The 17,677-nt window shown below is 45.1% G+C and carries 19 protein-coding genes; 6 read left to right on the forward strand and 13 right to left on the reverse strand.

Translation table 11 applies throughout. The annotated features are described in order from the left end of the window. Positions 1–5: 5 nt before the first annotated feature. From ACTJKG_RS01745 to ACTJKG_RS01755, 3 genes are all read left to right on the forward strand, one after another. Positions 6–3,266: an efflux RND transporter permease subunit gene (locus ACTJKG_RS01745; protein WP_440738172.1), complete on the forward strand. Its 3,261-nt coding sequence runs from the start codon at positions 6–8 to the stop codon at positions 3,264–3,266. 4 nt (positions 3,267–3,270) lie between these two features. Continuing rightward, a complete protein-coding gene (locus tag ACTJKG_RS01750; RefSeq protein WP_172335971.1) occupies positions 3,271–4,356 on the forward strand; it encodes an efflux RND transporter periplasmic adaptor subunit in 1,086 nt (361 codons plus the stop codon). Between the two features lie 230 nt (positions 4,357–4,586). After that, a complete protein-coding gene (locus ACTJKG_RS01755) occupies positions 4,587–5,000 on the forward strand; it encodes a VOC family protein (RefSeq protein WP_172335970.1) in 414 nt (137 codons plus the stop codon). A gap of 163 nt (positions 5,001–5,163) precedes the next feature. Here the strand turns inward: ACTJKG_RS01755 and ACTJKG_RS01760 are convergent, their stop codons facing one another. The 5 genes from ACTJKG_RS01760 to ACTJKG_RS01780 all read right to left on the reverse strand — a co-directional run bounded on the left by ACTJKG_RS01760 (position 5,164) and on the right by ACTJKG_RS01780 (position 8,204). Beyond that, the gene (locus tag ACTJKG_RS01760; RefSeq protein WP_172335969.1) at positions 5,164–5,544 is read right to left on the reverse strand and encodes a DoxX family protein; all 381 of its coding nucleotides are present in this window, start codon (positions 5,542–5,544) and stop codon (positions 5,164–5,166) included. 26 nt (positions 5,545–5,570) lie between these two features. Continuing rightward, entirely contained in the window at positions 5,571–6,593 is a 1,023-nt protein-coding gene (locus tag ACTJKG_RS01765) for an EamA family transporter (protein WP_172335968.1), read from the reverse strand. 1 nt (position 6,594) lies between these two features. Further along, the gene (locus ACTJKG_RS01770) at positions 6,595–7,023 is read right to left on the reverse strand and encodes a cupin domain-containing protein (RefSeq protein ID WP_440738173.1); all 429 of its coding nucleotides are present in this window, start codon (positions 7,021–7,023) and stop codon (positions 6,595–6,597) included. Between the two features lie 19 nt (positions 7,024–7,042). Beyond that, positions 7,043–7,543 carry a DoxX family protein gene (locus ACTJKG_RS01775; protein WP_440738174.1) on the reverse strand — a complete coding sequence of 167 codons (501 nt, stop codon included), beginning with the start codon at positions 7,541–7,543 and terminating at the stop codon, positions 7,043–7,045. A 94-nt stretch (positions 7,544–7,637) separates the two neighbouring features. Further along, positions 7,638–8,204, reverse strand: coding sequence for a Crp/Fnr family transcriptional regulator (locus ACTJKG_RS01780; RefSeq protein ID WP_172335965.1), 567 nt, complete (start codon positions 8,202–8,204; stop codon positions 7,638–7,640). 97 nt (positions 8,205–8,301) lie between these two features. On the opposite strand from ACTJKG_RS01780, the gene pdxR reads away from it, so the two are divergent. Continuing rightward, positions 8,302–9,792 (forward strand): MocR-like pyridoxine biosynthesis transcription factor PdxR, encoded by a 1,491-nt coding sequence (gene pdxR, locus ACTJKG_RS01785; protein WP_440738175.1) that lies wholly within the window; start codon positions 8,302–8,304, stop codon positions 9,790–9,792. Here the strand turns inward: pdxR and ACTJKG_RS01790 are convergent. Then, a complete protein-coding gene (locus tag ACTJKG_RS01790) occupies positions 9,782–10,684 on the reverse strand; it encodes a metallophosphoesterase family protein (RefSeq protein ID WP_440738176.1) in 903 nt (300 codons plus the stop codon). The two genes, pdxR and ACTJKG_RS01790, sit on opposite strands and share 11 nt — an antisense overlap. Positions 10,685–10,823: 139 nt before the next feature. On the opposite strand from ACTJKG_RS01790, the gene ACTJKG_RS01795 reads away from it, so the two are divergent. Continuing rightward, positions 10,824–11,120, forward strand: a complete 297-nt coding sequence (locus tag ACTJKG_RS01795; protein WP_172335962.1) for a Dabb family protein — start codon at positions 10,824–10,826, stop codon at positions 11,118–11,120. 204 nt (positions 11,121–11,324) lie between these two features. On the opposite strand, the gene ACTJKG_RS01800 is transcribed toward ACTJKG_RS01795, so the two are convergent. Both ACTJKG_RS01800 and ACTJKG_RS01805 read right to left on the reverse strand, forming a co-directional pair. Then, positions 11,325–11,858, reverse strand: a complete 534-nt coding sequence (locus tag ACTJKG_RS01800; RefSeq protein ID WP_440738177.1) for a 5' nucleotidase, NT5C type — start codon at positions 11,856–11,858, stop codon at positions 11,325–11,327. Between the two features lie 19 nt (positions 11,859–11,877). Then, on the reverse strand, positions 11,878–12,327 hold the full coding sequence (locus ACTJKG_RS01805; protein WP_172335960.1) for a DUF1569 domain-containing protein: 450 nt from the start codon (positions 12,325–12,327) through the stop codon (positions 11,878–11,880). 97 nt (positions 12,328–12,424) lie between these two features. Here ACTJKG_RS01805 and ACTJKG_RS01810 point away from each other — a divergent pair, with 97 nt between their 5' ends. Further along, the gene (locus ACTJKG_RS01810; protein WP_172335959.1) at positions 12,425–13,174 is read left to right on the forward strand and encodes a DeoR/GlpR family DNA-binding transcription regulator; all 750 of its coding nucleotides are present in this window, start codon (positions 12,425–12,427) and stop codon (positions 13,172–13,174) included. A 158-nt stretch (positions 13,175–13,332) separates the two neighbouring features. Here the strand turns inward: ACTJKG_RS01810 and msrB are convergent, their stop codons facing one another. From msrB to ACTJKG_RS01835, 5 genes are all read right to left on the reverse strand, one after another. Beyond that, positions 13,333–13,854 (reverse strand): peptide-methionine (R)-S-oxide reductase MsrB, encoded by a 522-nt coding sequence (gene msrB, locus ACTJKG_RS01815; RefSeq protein ID WP_172335958.1) that lies wholly within the window; start codon positions 13,852–13,854, stop codon positions 13,333–13,335. A 4-nt stretch (positions 13,855–13,858) separates the two neighbouring features. After that, entirely contained in the window at positions 13,859–14,494 is a 636-nt protein-coding gene (gene msrA, locus ACTJKG_RS01820; protein WP_253952245.1) for a peptide-methionine (S)-S-oxide reductase MsrA, read from the reverse strand. Between the two features lie 540 nt (positions 14,495–15,034). After that, the gene (locus ACTJKG_RS01825; protein ID WP_440738178.1) at positions 15,035–15,799 is read right to left on the reverse strand and encodes an SDR family NAD(P)-dependent oxidoreductase; all 765 of its coding nucleotides are present in this window, start codon (positions 15,797–15,799) and stop codon (positions 15,035–15,037) included. A gap of 37 nt (positions 15,800–15,836) precedes the next feature. Further along, a complete protein-coding gene (locus tag ACTJKG_RS01830; RefSeq protein WP_440738179.1) occupies positions 15,837–16,619 on the reverse strand; it encodes an SDR family oxidoreductase in 783 nt (260 codons plus the stop codon). Positions 16,620–16,716: 97 nt separating this feature from the next. Further along, positions 16,717–17,649 (reverse strand): helix-turn-helix domain-containing protein, encoded by a 933-nt coding sequence (locus tag ACTJKG_RS01835; RefSeq protein WP_172335955.1) that lies wholly within the window; start codon positions 17,647–17,649, stop codon positions 16,717–16,719. Positions 17,650–17,677 lie beyond the last annotated feature (28 nt).

The following is a 17,677-nucleotide window of genomic DNA, read 5'->3' on the forward strand; positions in this document are numbered from 1 at the left end:
TAACTATGTCAATGGTCACCTCCGCGCTGAAAAGGCCCATCACTACCATAGTGATCACCATGAGTTTGCTGATATTTTCAGTGCTCAGCGCAGTAAAAATACCGATAGATATATTCCCGCAACTCAACCTGCCCACCATATACGTTATCGAAGCCTATGGCGGCATGTCGCCGCAGCAAATGGAAGGCTTTTTTTCTACCAAGTTCCAGGATCAGTTCCTGTACATCAATGGTATTAAAAGCATCACCAGTAAAAACATACAGGGTTTAACCCTCATTAAATTGTCCTTTTATGAAAGTACTAACATGGCCGAAGCTTCGGCACAGGTGGCGCTGCAGGTAAACAGGGCATCCAGCTTTTTCCCTCCCGGTGCATTGCCGCCGCAGGTAGTCCGGTTTGATGCCTCCTCCTTACCTGTTGGTCAACTGGTGTTCTCGAGCCCGACACGAAGTCTGAAGGATATTTACGATATGGCTGCCACCAAGATCCGCCCTATGTTTGCTACTGTTCCGGGCCTTTCGCCATCGCCGCCATTTGGCGCCAACGCGCGCTCCATCACCGTAAATCTTGATCCGGATAAACTGCGCAGTTACAATTTAACACCCGATGAAGTGGTTGACGCGCTGGCCAAGTTCAACGTAACATCGCCATCAGGTAACCTCAGGCTGGATAATACGATGTTCCTGACTACCATGAACACGCTCATTAAAAACCCGGACAACTTTGGCGATATCCCCGTAAAAACGCAGAATGGCGTACCCATCTTTGTAAAGGATGTGGCCCGCGTGGCCGATGCTGCAGATATTACGGTGGATTATGCCCTCATCAACGGCAAACGCTCGGTGTATATCCCCGTAGTGAAAACCGCCGATGCCTCTACCTGGGCCGTGGTGCAAAACCTCAAAAGCAAACTGCCCGAAATGCAGAACCTGCTGCCCGATGATGTGAAGCTGAGCTATGAGTTTGACCAATCGGTGTTTGTGGTGAATGCCGTGAAAAGTTTAATGACCGAAGGCGGACTGGGAGCCTTACTCACCGGTTTAATGGTACTATTGTTTCTTCGCGATTGGCGAAGCAGTCTTATCGTGGTGATCACCATCCCGGTATCTATCCTGATAGGAGTGTTACTGCTCAGTATGTTCGGGCAAACCATCAATATCATGACCCTGAGCGGATTGGCGCTGGCTATCGGCATCCTGGTCGACCAGGCCACGGTAACTATCGAGAACATTCACCAGCACCTGGAAATGGGCAAATCCAAACGCCAGGCCATTTATGATGCCTGCGAGGAAATCTCGTTTCCGCTTTTACTCATCCTGCTTTGTATCCTGGCCGTGTTTGCACCATCTTTTATGATGACCGGTGTGCCCAAAGCCATGTTTTTACCGCTTTCGCTATCTATCGGTTTAACCATGATCGTATCCTACGTACTGGCTCAAACCGTGGTACCCATCCTGAGTAACTGGCTCATCAAAGCTGAGCGTTATCAGCATTATCATCATGAGGATATTCACGCTCATGCTGGTGAGGCTTTAGACATGCAGGAAGAAGGTCAGGTAAAAAACCACCTCGATAACGAACAAAAACACCCCGAAGAGAACGATCTTTTTGAACGCATCAAGTTGTGGCTTATCGGAGTGCTTAACAGGAGCATGCCGCGTAAAAAAGGCATTGTTTTGGTGTACCTTTTTAGTGTGATCATCCTGGCCGGTTTTTGTTTTGTTTTTATCGGTAAGGATATGATGCCGAAGCTCAATAATGGCCAGTTCCAGATCCGCATTAAAGAACCCGATGGTACCCGGTTGGAGCGTACCGAAGATGCCTTTAAACAGGTATTGCAGATCATCAACCAAACGGTGAATAACCATGTGGAGATCACCTCAGGTTATATCGGCCTGGTACCTACCGCCTATGGAACCAGTAACCTGTATGTGTTTAATACTGGTACCCAGGAAGCCGTATTGCAGGTAAACCTGGATGAAAAATACAAGGTGAATATGGATGAGCTGAAAGATGCCCTGCGTAAAAACATCCACTATAAACTGCCTGAATTGCGCATAACCTTTGAACCTATTGACATGACCGAGAAGATTATGAGCCAGGGTGCATCATCGCCTATTGAGGTGCAGGTAGCCGGTAAGGATATGGCCCAGATTGAAGGCTATGCCAACAAAGTGGTAGACAAGCTCAAAGGCATCAGTTACCTGCGCGATGTACAGATAGCTCAACCCCTTAAATTTCCGGTGATCAAGATCACGCTCGACAGGCTAAAAGCTGCGCAGCTGGGGCTTAATATCAAGGATATTGCCCGCTCGGTTACCGCCAGTACCTCATCAAGTCGTTTTACCGATAAAAACCTTTGGTTAGATGAAAAAGGAGCCTATACCTACCAGGTGCAGGTGCAAATTCCGGAATATGTGATGAACACCATGGATCAGTTAAAGGAAATCCCACTGGTTAAAGGCCAAAGTAGCCCGGTATTGAGCGATATCGCCACCTTTACTACCAGCTACGTACCGGGCGAATATGACCGGGCTGGGCCTCGCCGTTTTGTAACCATCAGCGCCAATATTTATAAAAAGGATTTGGGTACCGCTACCAACGATGTGCAAAAGGCCATCAACTCGCTGGGTGCAGCACCTAAGGGCTTGGTGGCATCACAAAATGGTATGGCTAACCTGCTTACCGAAACGCTGAGCAGTTTGCAGAATGGTTTGGGCCTGGCCATCCTGGTGATATTCTTGTTGCTGGCGGCCAATTACCAGTCGTTCAAGGTATCGTTAACGGTATTGTCAACCGTGCCAGCGGTAATATTAGGCTCGCTGCTGATGCTGCTGGCTACTGGTTCAACGCTCAACCTGCAATCATACATGGGTATGATCATGTCGACGGGGGTGTCCGTGGCCAACGCCATCCTCATCGTAACCAATGCCGAAAAGCTGCGCCTGGATTATCGTGATGCCACCAAAGCGGCCATCACCAGCGCATCTATCCGTTTACGCCCCATCCTCATGACCAGTTTAGCCATGATAGCGGGTATGATACCCATGGCCTCGGGCATGGGCGAGGCCGGTGAGCAGTCTGCCCCGTTAGGCAGGGCGGTAATCGGCGGGCTATTTGCCTCAACACTGGCAGCCCTGTTTATTTTACCGCAGGTATTTGCCTGGGTACAAAACAAAACCGCCTACGATTCGCCATCATTAATGCCTGGTGAATCTGCCGAACACGCAACCGAAATAACAGAAGAAGAAACCTTAACAGTATAAGATCATGAAATTTAAATCAATCATCATATTAGCAGCTGCCACCAGTGTGCTGGCAGCCTGCTCCAGTAACCAAACACCGGTCAATATAGCAGCGGTTTCCACCAGCAAAAAATCAGCCTATGAAACCGGTATCATAACCGAAAAAGCGCTATCCAGCCAGGCTCGCCTGCCGGGGCAATTAAAGCCTTTTAATGAGGTAAACATTTTCCCCAAGGTGAACGGCTTTGTAAAACAACTATATGTTGACCGTGGCGCCATAGTCAAAAAAGGGCAACTGTTGATGACCCTGGAAGCTCCCGAAATGGAATCTCAATTACAGGCGGCCAATTCCCGTTTTTTGCAGGCCCAGGAAAACGCCATCGCCAGTAAAGAAAAATACCAGCGCTTAAAAGAGGCCGCCAAAGAACCCGGCTCGGTATCCCCGCTCGATCTGGACAATGCCTCAGCCAAAATGAAAGCCGATGACGCTATGGCCCGGTCGGAGCAATCCAATGTAGCTTCGGTACGTACCATACAGGATTACCTGAATATCCGCGCGCCATTTGACGGCATGATCGTTCAGCGTAACGTATCGCCCGGAGCGTTGGTATCACCCGGCAAAGGAACCGATCAGCCGATGCTGATTTTGCAGGACATCAGCAAAATGCGTTTGGAAGTATTTATCCCAGAGGATTATGTGGACAAGGTAGATCTGCAACAGCCCGTTACCTTTGTATTTAACGCCATGCCAGGCAGTCAGCAAACTGCAAAAATAAGCCGCTCGGCTAACTCTCTGGGCAGCATGCGCTCCGAAGCTATTGAAATTGATGTGCAAAATAAAAACGGGCAGTTAAAGCCGGGTATGTATGCCGAAGTGCGTATTCCTATGCTCTCAGGCGCTAAATCCCTGCTAGTTCCTAACAATGCTATTGTACGCTCAACAGAACGCGAGTATGTGGTTACTGTTAAAGAGGGAAAAGCCGTGTTGGTTGATATTAAAGAAGGCCTGGCCAGGAATGACTCTACCGAAGTATTCGGTAACCTAAAAGCCGGCGACCAGATCATTAATCACCCGGGTGATGAGTTGAAAGCCGGGGCGGCGATTAATTAGTGAATAGAATCAAGAGATAAGAGTCAGGAATCAAGAGGAAAAAATATATTTCGCCCTAATATAAATTGACGAAAAGAAACGTTTTGTCCTGATTCCTGACTCTTATCTCTTGATTCTCTTTTTTGTCGTTATTCACCCGCTCAATTGTCGTGTTAGGCCCCCACAAAATTGCGTTGCAACACTCATTTTTGTATAGTCAATCAATCTGTACTTATTAAAGGTAAACCAACATGGCAAATATCAATTCATACTTAACTTTTAACGGTAATTGCCTGGAGGCCATGACCTTCTATAAAGAATGCCTTGGAGGTGAACTCAGCTTCCAAACCGTTGGCGAACTACCCCTACCACTTAATGAGCCCATGCCCCCCTGTATGGAAAATTGTGTGGTACATGCCACCCTCACCAAAGGCGATATGATACTTACTGCCTCGGATATGGTACCCGAATCTGGCTTGATCAGAGGCAATTCGGTTTCCTTACTATTAAATTGCAATACAGAGGAAGAGGCCCGGGATTATTACGCGCGGTTATCTACCAATGGCGAAGCAACTCATCCATTGGAAGATACTTTTTGGGGCAGCCTGTTTGGCGATCTTGTTGATCAATATGGCAACCAATGGCTGATTAGCTATGAGAATTAAGAGTCAAGATACAAGAATCAGGAGCCAGGAAATCAGAGACAATAAGGTGGTTTAAATCCAATTGAAGCTTCCTTCATTAAATGAATATTCCTATAAATTTAATCGAATAGCTTTTAAGTTACCTTGGATCCTGATTCTTGTATCTTGATTCTCTTAAAATAGATCAGGCTTGTTTAGCCTTTAATCTTTTATGGTGATAAATGTAGGACCCTATGATCAGCGCGAAACCAATTAACATAGGCAATACCTGTAATACCGGTGTGCCTATAGCCAGGGAAGAATACGTAGCTCCGGTAAGGTCAAAAACAAAACCCGCGTACACCCATTCCTTGATCCTGGGAAAACCGGGAATTAAAATAGCGATCACGCCCAGTAATTTAGCAGCACCTAAAAAGGGTGATAGGTAAGCAGGATACCCCAATTGCTTAAATATGGCCAGGGCTTCGGGCATCGACAACAGATCTGGCACCGCGCCTAATCCCATAAAGGCCAATAGCAAAATGGTAAAAATCCAGTAAGCAATGTTAATCTTTTTCGTATTCATGTGATTGTTTTTTAGGTTATTACGAATTAATCCAGACAGACTTTAGTACGCTGGGCAGGGCTTAAATGTTCTACTAATTTATCATTACGGCTGCCTAATTTAAACCACGAGCGTATAAAGGTGATTTTGCCATATTTAGCCATGTTCACCAGTAACACACTGATTAATATCACTATAAGGCCAAATATTTGCAGTACTGATATGTTTTCATGAGCAAACAGGATACCCAACAACACGGCTATAACCGGGTTTACATAGGAGTGCGTACTTACCTCGGTTGCCGGGCGCACTTTCAATAACCATACATATGCGCTGAATGCGGCTATCGAACCAAAAAATATCAGGTACACAATAGCCAACCATGACTGCAAAGGCACACTGGCCAGATGAAATGAACCCAGTTCATGGCCAAACAAACTGGCAGGTATAAAGGCCAGACCCGAGATGATCATTTGCCAGGAGGTGTTTACCCTTGCCGGAGCATCGCTACCCCGTTTTTTGGAAACCAACGAGCCTGCCGACCAGGCAATAGGGCCGGCCAGCAGCAGGATCAGGCCGGTTAACTGCTCATGGCTTATGGCACCAGATAATGATTTGCTGAAAGCCTCACCAAAAAGCAGGATCACCCCGGCAAAACCCAGTATCAATCCGGCAATGGTGGTACGGCTTTTAAAATTGGCTTTCCAGTTTATCCTGTCAAGAATTACAAACCAAATAGGGTTGGCCGATACCAGGATGGCCACCATAGCGCTTGGCAGGGTACGTTCGGCCCAGAACACAATACCGGTACCCACAAAAAGCATCAGCAAACCACTGATGGCCGAAGTGATGATATCTCTTTTAACCCAAAGCTTATCACCTTTCAACTGACACCATGTTAATAACAATATGCCAGCTGTAAAAAAGCGAACAGCTCCCATCAGCATAGGCGGAAAGCCGTGTACGGCCATCTGGATAAAAAAGTAGGTGGAGCCCCATACCACATAAACAATGACAAAGGCTATTACCACTAAAAAGGTTGATGGTTTATTTGAAGTCGCAGTTTTCATATTATTTAGTTTTTACAGGTACGGTAGTAGGTTTATTTTTTTCGGCGATGAAGAATACCAGTAGCTTGGCCGGTTTATTCTTGCTGCTATTACGGGTTACCGCATGCAGGCCGTTTGGCTTTTCATAAAATAAATCGCCGGGTTTATAATGATAGGTTTTGCCCTCAAAAGTTGATTCCAGCTCACCTTCCAGCAAATAGCCAAAAGTTGGAAAAGGGTGCCTGTGCGCGGCAGACACACTTGCCGGCGGAAAGGTTACCACCAGCATTTGCACCTCTTTATTGTTGATACCCCGCTGATTGAGCAAGGTTTTGAGCAGATAAGTTTCAGTTATGTTGCTCTGCTCTTTATGGTGTACCTGTTTCGGCGTACTTAACTTGCCAAAGCATGGGGGCAAAAGCGTTAATATAGCGATAAATAATGTATTCATTTTTATAAAATTTATGGACTCAAACAGTTTCTACACCGTTTTTATCCTGGTAAATACTCAGTTGCTTGTTGATTTTTTGATGTGATAGCAGGCTGTCGATGCTCCAGGCATATGATGGTAAGCTGGCCAGCAAAATACTCGCCGCGCTCAGTGTAAATACCGAATAACCCAACGGCGATTCGATACCAAAGGATATGGCCATGGCTAAGGCAAAACAGAATCCTAAAATTCCGGAACCAATTGCCGCCTGGCGGGTGAACAAACCTATCAGGATCAGGAAACCAAAAACAGCTTCGCCTATGGTAGCGAGGGTAGCAAGAGCGGGAATTACCGATGCTGGCAAAAAGCTCATCACCTGGCGGGCATAATCCACAAAATGCGGCCAGTCGCCCCAGCCTACATGCGGCCTGCCATGAGCGCCTAACACACCCAAACGGTCGGCAACTTCCCATAAATAAGCCGAGCCTATGGCTACGCGTAAGTACAGGGAGGGGAGTTTAAAATTTTGAGTCAGCTGCATAATCTTTGTGTTTTATTAAATAACACTTAAAGGTACGCCGCCTGTGGACCACTTATGTGGTCCACTAATAATAACGAAGATGGTCCAGTTTGAGTTAGCGGATATTCTTTCTTATCCGGCTCAGGGACGTAGGAGTAACGCCGATGAATGAGGCGAGATATTTCTGAGGTATCTTTTGCAGAAAAGTAGGTTTGGTCAGCAGGTCGAGGTAACGCTGTTCGGCCGAATCCCGTTGGAGGGCAGTGAACCGCTCCAGCAGGTTAAGGATCACATCTTCCCAAAAATTGCGCATCATTTCCTGCATTTCCGGGTATTGTCTATACAAGTTGGTCAGTTCGCTTTTGGGCAGGTACCATATTACTGTGTCCTCAATAGCCTGCAAAAAATACTTTGAGGGTTTTTCGCTGATAAAACTATAGATCTCAATAGCCGAGGAATATTCAAAAGCAAACCACACCGATATTTCTACCTCATCCTGCAAATAATACAGTCGTAAACAGCCCTGCTGCACAAAAACCAGGTCGGAGCATACCAAGCCTTCCTCCAATAAAAGATCATTCTTTTTCAGGCTGCGTTGCTTAAACTTCTGGGTAACAGCATCCAGCTTATCCTCGTCAAGATCCGCGTATTGTTTTATAAAAGCCCTAAGTTCTGCCGTCATTATGCCGATTAATGTACAAATTTTGTTTTTATTGTATCCAATAAAAAAGCATTGGCCTATATTTATCATTCATAAACCAATAGCCAACTGGTCCAGTATGCACTTAGCCGAATTTTTAATACCGATTGACAAAACTGCGCAAACACCGGTTTATCTCCAAATTGCCAATGGCATTATTGGCCAGATACGTCAGGGTAAATTAAAGCCAGGCTCGGCATTACCAGGCAGCCGGGCATTGGCGCAAAAACTAGCCATACACCGTCAAACCGTGGTAGCCGCCTATGACGAGCTGTATGCACAAAGCTGGGTTGAGGTTTATCCGCGCCGGGGTCTTTTTGTAGCTAAGAACCTCCCCGATATTAAACCACGACAGTTATCTGAGCATGCCGAACCAGGTGGTTATAATGCAAAAACCTATTTTGACGTAGACGACAACAGGATCCCCTTTCCCCAATTATTTAAGCCTGCTCATCATGCTAACCTGGTCATTAACGATGGTTTTCCGGATACCCGCTTAGCTCCAATTGACCTGATGGTACGCGAATACCGGCGCTTTGGCAATTATCATTTCACCCAACAATATCTCATGTATGGCCCGGAGTATGGTTCCGAAAACCTGCGTACAGAGCTTGCCCGTTTTTTGGGCGAAACACGCGGCTTGCAGGTTAATCCTGAGCATATCATGATTACCAAAGGTGTGCAAATGGCACTATACCTCACCGCCCAGATATTACTCTCCAAAAACGATACGGTAATTGCTGCCGATCCCGGCTATCCCGAAGCAAACCACACTTTTGAACAGGCCGGGGCGCAAATGGCGCTGGTTCCGGTTGATGAGTGTGGGATTGACCTGGAAGCCGTGGAAGCTATCTGTAAAAAGAAAAAGGTAAAACTGGTATATGTTATTCCGCATCATCACCGCCCAACTACGGTTACCTTAAGTTCTGAACGGCGCATGCAGCTGCTGGAGCTTGCGCATAAATACCGTTTTGCAATTGTTGAGGACGATTATGATTATGATTTTCATTACTCAAGCGGCCCCATCTTACCATTGGCCAGCGCCGATTACTATGGTAGTATCATTTATATCGGCTCGTTTTGTAAAACCATAGCGCCGGGTATCCGCATCGGCTTTATGGTGGCACCGCCCAACTTAATTACACAGGCCGCCCGCTTACGCAGATTGATTGACAGGCAGGGCGAATTACTTTTAGAAGAAGCCATGGCCAACCTGCTAAAGAACGGCGATATAGGCCGGCATCTGAAAAAAGCCAACAAAACCTACCACGAACGGCGCGATGTATTTTGTAACCTGCTCAAAGAGCAGCTTCATGAACATATTAGTTTTAAAATACCCGATGGTGGTTTTGCAGTTTGGGTAAATTATCTCAATGGCATTAAAGCCCGTGAAGTGGCTGAAAAAGCCGCGGTTATGGGCTTGTCCGTAAGTAATGGCAATGGTTATTACCATGACGCCGCATTTCCCAGCTCTTCGGTGCGTTTAGGCTTTGCCTCTTTAACGCCCAAAGAGCTGGAAACCGCTACCGGGATATTAACATCGGCTGTTAAAAAATCGCTTAATAGTTGATATAATCTTCGGTAAAACTGCCATCGGCATACAGATCTATAAGCCCATAACCGGGAGCCGTTTCCCTGCGGTTGCCTTCCCACCAGGCACCGCTTACCGCACCATTGCAAAGGTAGGTAACATGGTTATACACCAGTTTTTCGCGTAGGTGGATGTGCCCGCTCAGGCAAAGCTTTACGTTGGGATGCTGGTAAAACAGTTTGATGATCTTGGCATTATCGGTATGCATATCGCCGCCATACATTGTCCACCGGTTCACGGTGTTATCCTCAATCAGGTTAGTGGCTGTCAGGATAGGGATATGCGTCATCACCAACACCGGAGTAGATGGATCGGTAGTTTTCAATTCCTGTTCGAGCCAGGCAAATTGCTCATCGCCCAGTTTGCCGATGTACCAGGTATTGTCAATATCCAGGTGAACACTATCCAGGATAATGAATTTCCAGCCGTTTTGCGTAAAACTATAATAAGGTTTAACAAGGCCCAGCTGATCCATGGAGTATTTTTTGCCGTAAATAGCTTGTCCTTTATCGTTCTCGTTCCACCAGATGTCATGATTGCCCAGGCAGTAACGTACCGGTACGCTGCAATCGGCCTTCATGATGGATTTGCTTAGTTGCCATTGATCGTTTATGGTGCTGAGATTTTCCTTGTTCATATCAAATACCACGTCGCCGCCATTCAATACCAGATCAACTTTGGGGCTTTGCTGTTGCACATGGTGCAGGCATTTGGCAAACCTGGCCGGCGCATCGAATTTATTTTTAAGGTGGATATCGGTTAAATGAGCTACCCTCAAAACGGGCTCTTTTACTGCAGATGTCTTACCAAATGTCAGGGAAGGGACCAACAGCAGTCCCCCGATATTTTTCAGGGCCGATCTTCTTTGCATAATACAATAATTATGGATGCAAAGGTGCTTTATCCATTTGGATTTTAACTTAAATCAGGGTTAAATAATCTGTTACAAAAATCTATAAAACCCAATGAGGTAAAAATACCTATTCATTACATTTGTCAAAATTTAAACAATGATAGTACACCACGTTTTATTCTGGCTCAAAGCCGACACTACCGCTGATCAAAAAATAGCTTTTCGTAAAAGCCTGGAAACATTAGCAGGCGTTGAAAGCATTAAAACATTACATATTGGTACACCTGCCCCCATTGAACGTGCAGTTGTGGATACCACCTATACTTTTAGCTTAACCGTATTTTTTGATGATCTGGCCGGGCACGATGTTTATCAAACCCACCCATTGCACCTGGCTTTTTTGGATGGTTTCCGCGTATACTTTGATAAAGTAGTGATATACGATGCCGAATAAACTATAAAATACCATACATACAAAACCCGCTTTATATTAACATAAAGCGGGTTTGCTGAGATTGAGTAAAGTTGATCGGTATTTATAGATAGAATAAGATAAGTATCTGGTATTAGCTCTATAACGGCGCTCTGCCGTTTTCATTATATTTACGGTAATTTCAAGGGGTTTTGGTTTATCTATTATTCTATTTCGGGTATCAGATCATTTTTTTTTTAATAAAGTTAATACCTCTGCCCATGACCGTACCCGCTGATGATGATCAATATTGGCATTATGTGCAGCATTAAACATAATGGTTGTCCCTTTAAATTTATCCAGGTTTTTAGGATGATCATCGATCATGTAATCGGTATTGATGAGGCTTTTATCACCGCAAAAAACAATATGGGTCCAGGGTATAAATGGAAAGTGCTCCTGCAGCCACTCATATTTTTCGGGCAGTGATAAGGGGAATTCCATGGCCGCCGATACGATAAAAATTTCGTAATCCTCCATCAGTTCCCTGATAGCCTCCACTGCGCCCGGAACCACCGGCAGGGTACGGAAAAAGCCAGGTGATAATATAAACTTGCGTATGGCGCCTTCCTCCGGGAAACCTTCTCCTTCGGGCTTACCTACCATGTGTTCATAAGGGATCTGCACACCATAGGTATTGTAGTACCAGGTTAAATATTGCGTATCGGTATCTGCCAAAACGCCGTCCATATCTACTGCAATTCTTTTTAATTTCTTCATGTTTTATTGTTGTTATTCTTTAAGCTCCAAACTGTCGTAAATGATGATCAAGATGTTTATGCATACCAACGCCCCAGGTAGCCGGTGTAAGCTCCCCGAAAAAAGGATGTGGGTGCTTGGTTGCCCCATTTTCGCCGGCAGCCTGGAATTTTTTGATATATGCTATTAGTCTTTGTTTTTCTGTCGCGAAATCCCTGTTGTCAGTAATTTTCAAATGCTTGTCTGATGGCACATTCTGCGCAAAAGGTTTTTCGTTAAAATATTCCTTTTGGGCCATCCGTCCGAAGATCCAGCCTAAAAAAGTTCTTGGTAAATTCTTTTCGCCATTAGCCATTTGCAGTGTTACTGAGCAATGAGCCAGCATTTGCGCAATCTCCATTTTGCCCCAAAGCGGCTTTGGGGTGGGCTTTAAATGTTCAACACGATCAAGGATTTCAGATGTGTCGGTTTGGTTAAATAGATTTTTCATATTGCAATATTATGCAATAAATATCAATTTATTGCAAATTAAATATGAATTTAATGCAATAATTTGCAATAAGCAATTTATCCTTATATTTGTTCTTATGCTGAAAGAAGAACGTCTTCAAAAAATAATTGAACAGATTGCCCAGGACAATAAAGTTGTTTTGGACGATCTGAGCCGCTTGCTCAATGTGTCGACAGACACGGTTAGAAGGGATATCAAAGAATTATCAGACAAGGGCCTCTTAAAAGCTGTTCGGGGTGGCGCCATTATGAGTTCACCAGTACATCCCCATTTTAAGGAACGTCAGCATATTGATACACATCATAAAAAAGTAATAGCGCAAAAAGCTTTAGAATTTATAAAACCCGGGCAGGTTATCATTCTTAATGGAGGTACCACCACCACCGCGGTTATTGCCGCGTTGCCAAAAGACATCAGCCTAACCGTTGTTACCAACAGCTTCCCGGTGGTATCTATTTTAGAGGATTACCCCCATGTTACCGTTTTTTTTATTGGCGGCGAGCTTAACAAACATGCGTTTTCAACTACCGGGCATGAAACCATTGAGGCCATACGTAATTTCAGGGCAGATGTGTGTCTGATGGGTATTTGCAGCATTGATCTTAAGCTGGGCCTAACCGGCTTTACTTACCAGGAAAGCCTGGTTGACAGGGCCATGATCGAAACATCAAAATATGTTATCGCCCTATCCACCTACGATAAAATAGGTGCGTCGGACCCATATTATGTATGCGCGGCTAATGCTATCGACGTTATTGTTACCGAAAAAGATCCATCCACAACAGACCTGAGTGGATTTAAAGAAGCAGGGATATTGATTAAGTAAGAGAGAATCAAGAATCAAGAGGCCCCTCTAAATCTCCCCCAATGGGGGAGACTTTAAAAAGATTATTTTAAAGCCCTCTCTCCCGATAGCTATCGGGATGGAGAGGGTTGGGTGAGGCTCTTGATTCTTGCCTCTTATATCTTTATTCTATTCCAATTCTATTTAGCTTTCAACCCATCAGGAGCGAAATCAAGCGAGATGGAGTTCATACAATACCTTTTATAGGTTGGCGCCGGGCCATCATCAAAAATATGCCCCAGGTGCGAGCCACACCGGGCACAAAGCACTTCGGTACGTTGCATCCCATGCGAATCATCTTCCCGGTAAATCACGCTGTTTTTACGTACAGCCTGGTAAAAGCTTGGCCAACCGCAATTGCTGGCAAATTTAGCGTCGGACCGGAACAGTTCATTTCCGCATACGGCACAATAGTAAGTACCTTTGGCATTTTTATCCCAGTACTGCCCGGTAAACGGGGCCTCTGTTGCTTGTTCTCTCGCAGTAGCATATAAATCTGGCGGTAATATCTTTTTCCACTCCGCGTCGCTTACGTTTAGTTTTTTGGTATCGGTATTGGAGTAATACGGGTTCTTTTCGTGCCCTTTATTGCTTTTCAGGTTCTGGGCATTAGCTGCTCCAAAGAAAAGCACCAATACACATGCTAAAATTATTGCCTTCATTAGTTTATGATTTCAATTTGTTTTTGAATACCTTTTTGAATTTTTCCAGCTCGGGCTGTATCACGTATTTGCAATAAGGCTGACTACCATTTTGGTTAAAATAGTTCTGGTGATAATCTTCGGCCTTGTAAAATACTTTATAAGGCACTACCTGGGTTACGATATTGCTTTTATAAGCTTTCTCGGTATTGAGCTTGCCGATGTAATAATCGGCTTTTTGCTTTTGAGCTGCATTGTGATAAAATATAGCCGAGCGGTATTGCGTACCCACATCATTACCCTGGCGGTTAAGTTGGGTAGGGTCATGGGCAACAAAAAAGGCTTCCAGCAACTCGTCAAAGGAGATCTGCGCCGGGTCATAGATAATATTGCAAGCTTCGGCATGCCCGGTTGTACCGGTACAAACCTGCTCGTAGCTCGGGTTGGCCACATGCCCGCCACTAAAGCCCGAGATTACTTTTTTTACACCCTTTAACTGTTGAAACTTGGCTTCGGTGCACCAGAAACAGCCAGTAGCGAAAGTGGCCGTATCCAATTTTGGGCCGTGTAAATTACCGGTAACCGGTTTATTACCCGTTGCGGCGAGGGCAACAGCGCAATTGGCCATGAATAGCATTAAAAGCACGATATTCTTTTTCATTGATATTTTATTTATACGTTTTATACTTTCTTAGGATTCTATTACAACTAACGTAATAAGTTTGCCCATGGTTAATGAAATGTATTCTATTTTGCTGAATGTGATGATTGGCTGACAATCTGCTTTAGTAATACTCTTTAAGTCTGATCATTGTTTTAACGCTTAGTCGGCTAAAGTGGGTAAACCTTACAGCAAGATTACGAGGTTTTATGAAATATATTGACACAGCAAAACCCGCTTTATAAATAAAGTGGGTTTTGCTGTTGAAAAAGTAATGGCCTTTGATTAAACACCGCATGATGCATGATCGACTCACCCGGTCTACGCTTCGCTGGACCACCCTCTCTTCGCCTGCGGCGAAAAGAGGGTCAAGGAAAAATAAAAACATTTGCAGTCGCTCGGCTCCAGCCAAGTGACTGCGAAAAAAAATGAAAACCCCCTCTATGCGCGAAGCGGAGAGAGGGGTGACGAGCGCAGCGATGTCGGGGTGAGTCGATACCACGCGTTCGATCCTTATCATCTGTCTAATTCATGGATGGATTAGATGTGCATACCACCCGATGCTTCGATGCGTTGGGCGTTTATCCAGCGGGCATCCTCGGTACATAAAAAGGCTACCACACCTCCAATATCTTCGGCCACACCTACTCTGCCTAACGCGGTAGCGCTGCTTACCATCTTATTTACATCTGCATTGTCCCGAACCACGCCTCCCGAAAAATCAGTGGCAATAGCGCCGGGAGCAACAACGTTTGCCCTGATACCGCGTGGCCCTAACTCAACTGCCAGGTACCGGGTAAATACTTCAACCGCGCCTTTCATGGAAGCATAAGCCGATGGCCCAGGCATGCTAAAACGGGCTAAACCTGATGATATATTGACGATACCACCGCCATCATTCAGCAGGTTGAGCGATCCCTGTGTTAAAAAGTAAACGCCTTTAAAATGGATGTTCAACAGTTCGTCAAACATTTCTTCAGTCACCTGGCCAAAAGGCGCGTGACCACCGATGCCGCCGTTATTGATCAAAAAGTCGAAATGATTGGTATTAAACGTATTTTTCAGCACACCGGTTAGCTCTTCAAAAAAAGCAGGGAAGCTTTTTACATCGCCTACATTGAGTTGCAGGGCTGTGGCCTTGCTTCCGGCTTGCTCAAGCTCGGCCACTACGGCCAGGGCATCTTCTTTGCGGCTGTTGTATGTTATAATAACGTCGAGGCCTTTTTGAGCCAATTTAAGCGCCATGTTTTTCCCCAACCCGCGGCTGCCGCCGGTTACCAGGGCAATTTTATGATTTGTTGACATTGTGTTTGTGTTGTATTATAATTTGTAAAAAGTGTTTTTAATTTTTAGATGCAATCCATTGAGCGCCTACCTTGCTGGTTTGGCTTAATAAAAAACCGGGAGCCAGGCGGCTCATTATCCTAATTACACGGGCCAAGCCGGGATATATCTCCAACTGGTCTTTCATCAGGCCTTTGATGGCCACGTCTATCAATTTTACGGATTCCATCAGCATTTTATCGTCAAAACCGTCTACCGCAGGAAACTTGTCATTCAAAGGGGTTTTGGAAGCAGGCGCTATCAGCTCAAACACCTTAATACCTGTGTTTTTAAGTTGCACACGCAATGATTTGGTATACGATCGCAAACCCGATTTGGTAGCCCCGTAAATTGGCGACAATGGAAAAGGCATCAATGCTATGCCGGAGGTGACATTTAAAATAGCCGCAGCTTTTTGCTTTTTGAGATGCGGCAAAAACTGTTGCACCATGCGGATAGGTCCCATGAGATTAATCTCTACCTCACGTGTGATATCATGCAGATCGATAGAACTATCATGAAAACTGATCATCCGCATTTCGCCGGCATTATTGATCAGCATGTTCAGACCGGGAAATTGGGTAGTTACCCGTTCAAATAAAAGGGCTATTTGTTCCGGGTCACTTACATCACTTTGAAAAGTGTGTATACCGGGTAGTTTGGCCCGGGCCTCATCCAGACGATCCTGGTTACGACCGGTAATGATCACGGTATTGCCTAGGGCCAGCAGGCGCGAGGCAAATTCGTAACCAAAGCCGCTGGTGCCGCCGGTAATGAGTATAGTATTATGCTGGAGTTTCATTTGTTTTATCTTAAAATTTGATAAAACAAAGTTCCGTTAAATACCGCCCTGACCGTTTGTGAATATCAATCCGTTTTTTGCAAAATTCAAATATTACTTATGCCCGAAACTTCAATGGCGCAATATTAGTTTGTTTTTTAAAAAAGGTAGAAAAATGCGCCACTTCCTCAAAACCCAGACTATAGGCAATCTCCGAAATATTCCAGGCGGTTTGTTTAAGCAGGATCTTGGCTTCCTGTATAATTCGGTTGCTGATATGCTCGGTAGTGGTTTTACCGGTATTTTCTTTAAGCACTTTGTTGAGGTGATTGATATGGACAGATAGCCTGTCGGCATAATCTTTGGCGGTACGCAAACCTATTTTCTGGTGCGGCGAATCGATAGGAAACTGGCGTTCCAAAAGCTCAATAAACAGGGACGATACCCTGGCAGATGCGTTATGCCCGGCATACAGCGTGGTGAGTGGTTGCAGCTTTTGCCCGTAATGAATCAACTCCAGTACATAGTTTCGCAACAGGTCGTACTTGTAGGCATAATCAGAGCCTATCTCCCCACTCATCTTTTTGAAAATGTGACGAATATCGGCGGCCTCCTCATCACTCAACTGAAACACGGGGTAGCCACCCGGTTTAAATATAGGCAGGTCATCCAATACTACACCGCTCTTGCTGGGCAACAGAAAATCGGCTGTAAAAATGCAAAAGAATCCTAATTGCTGATCGGTCTGGGGCACCCAGTTATAGGGTATTTTTGGGGTAGCGAAAAGCAGGGCATTCTTTTCTATCTCAATAGTCTTGTCGGCATATTCGGCCATGCTATGCCCGCTTATCAGGCTTATTTTATAGTAGGCCCGGCGGTTGTAAGGCATCAACCCGGGTGCCTTTTTGATCCGTGTAAATAGTTCAGCTACATCAAAAACATTGAAGTGACCAATCTCTTTGTTGATGCCTTCGGGCAATAGCGAGTTCACACTTTCGCCACTTACAGAGGCCGCGTGTTCGTAAAAATCATCCAGCGTAGTAACATCCATAGCACACAGAATTTATAAAATTCAAATA

Source organism: Mucilaginibacter sp. 22184, from assembly GCF_052045695.1.
Taxonomy (GTDB): domain Bacteria; phylum Bacteroidota; class Bacteroidia; order Sphingobacteriales; family Sphingobacteriaceae; genus Mucilaginibacter.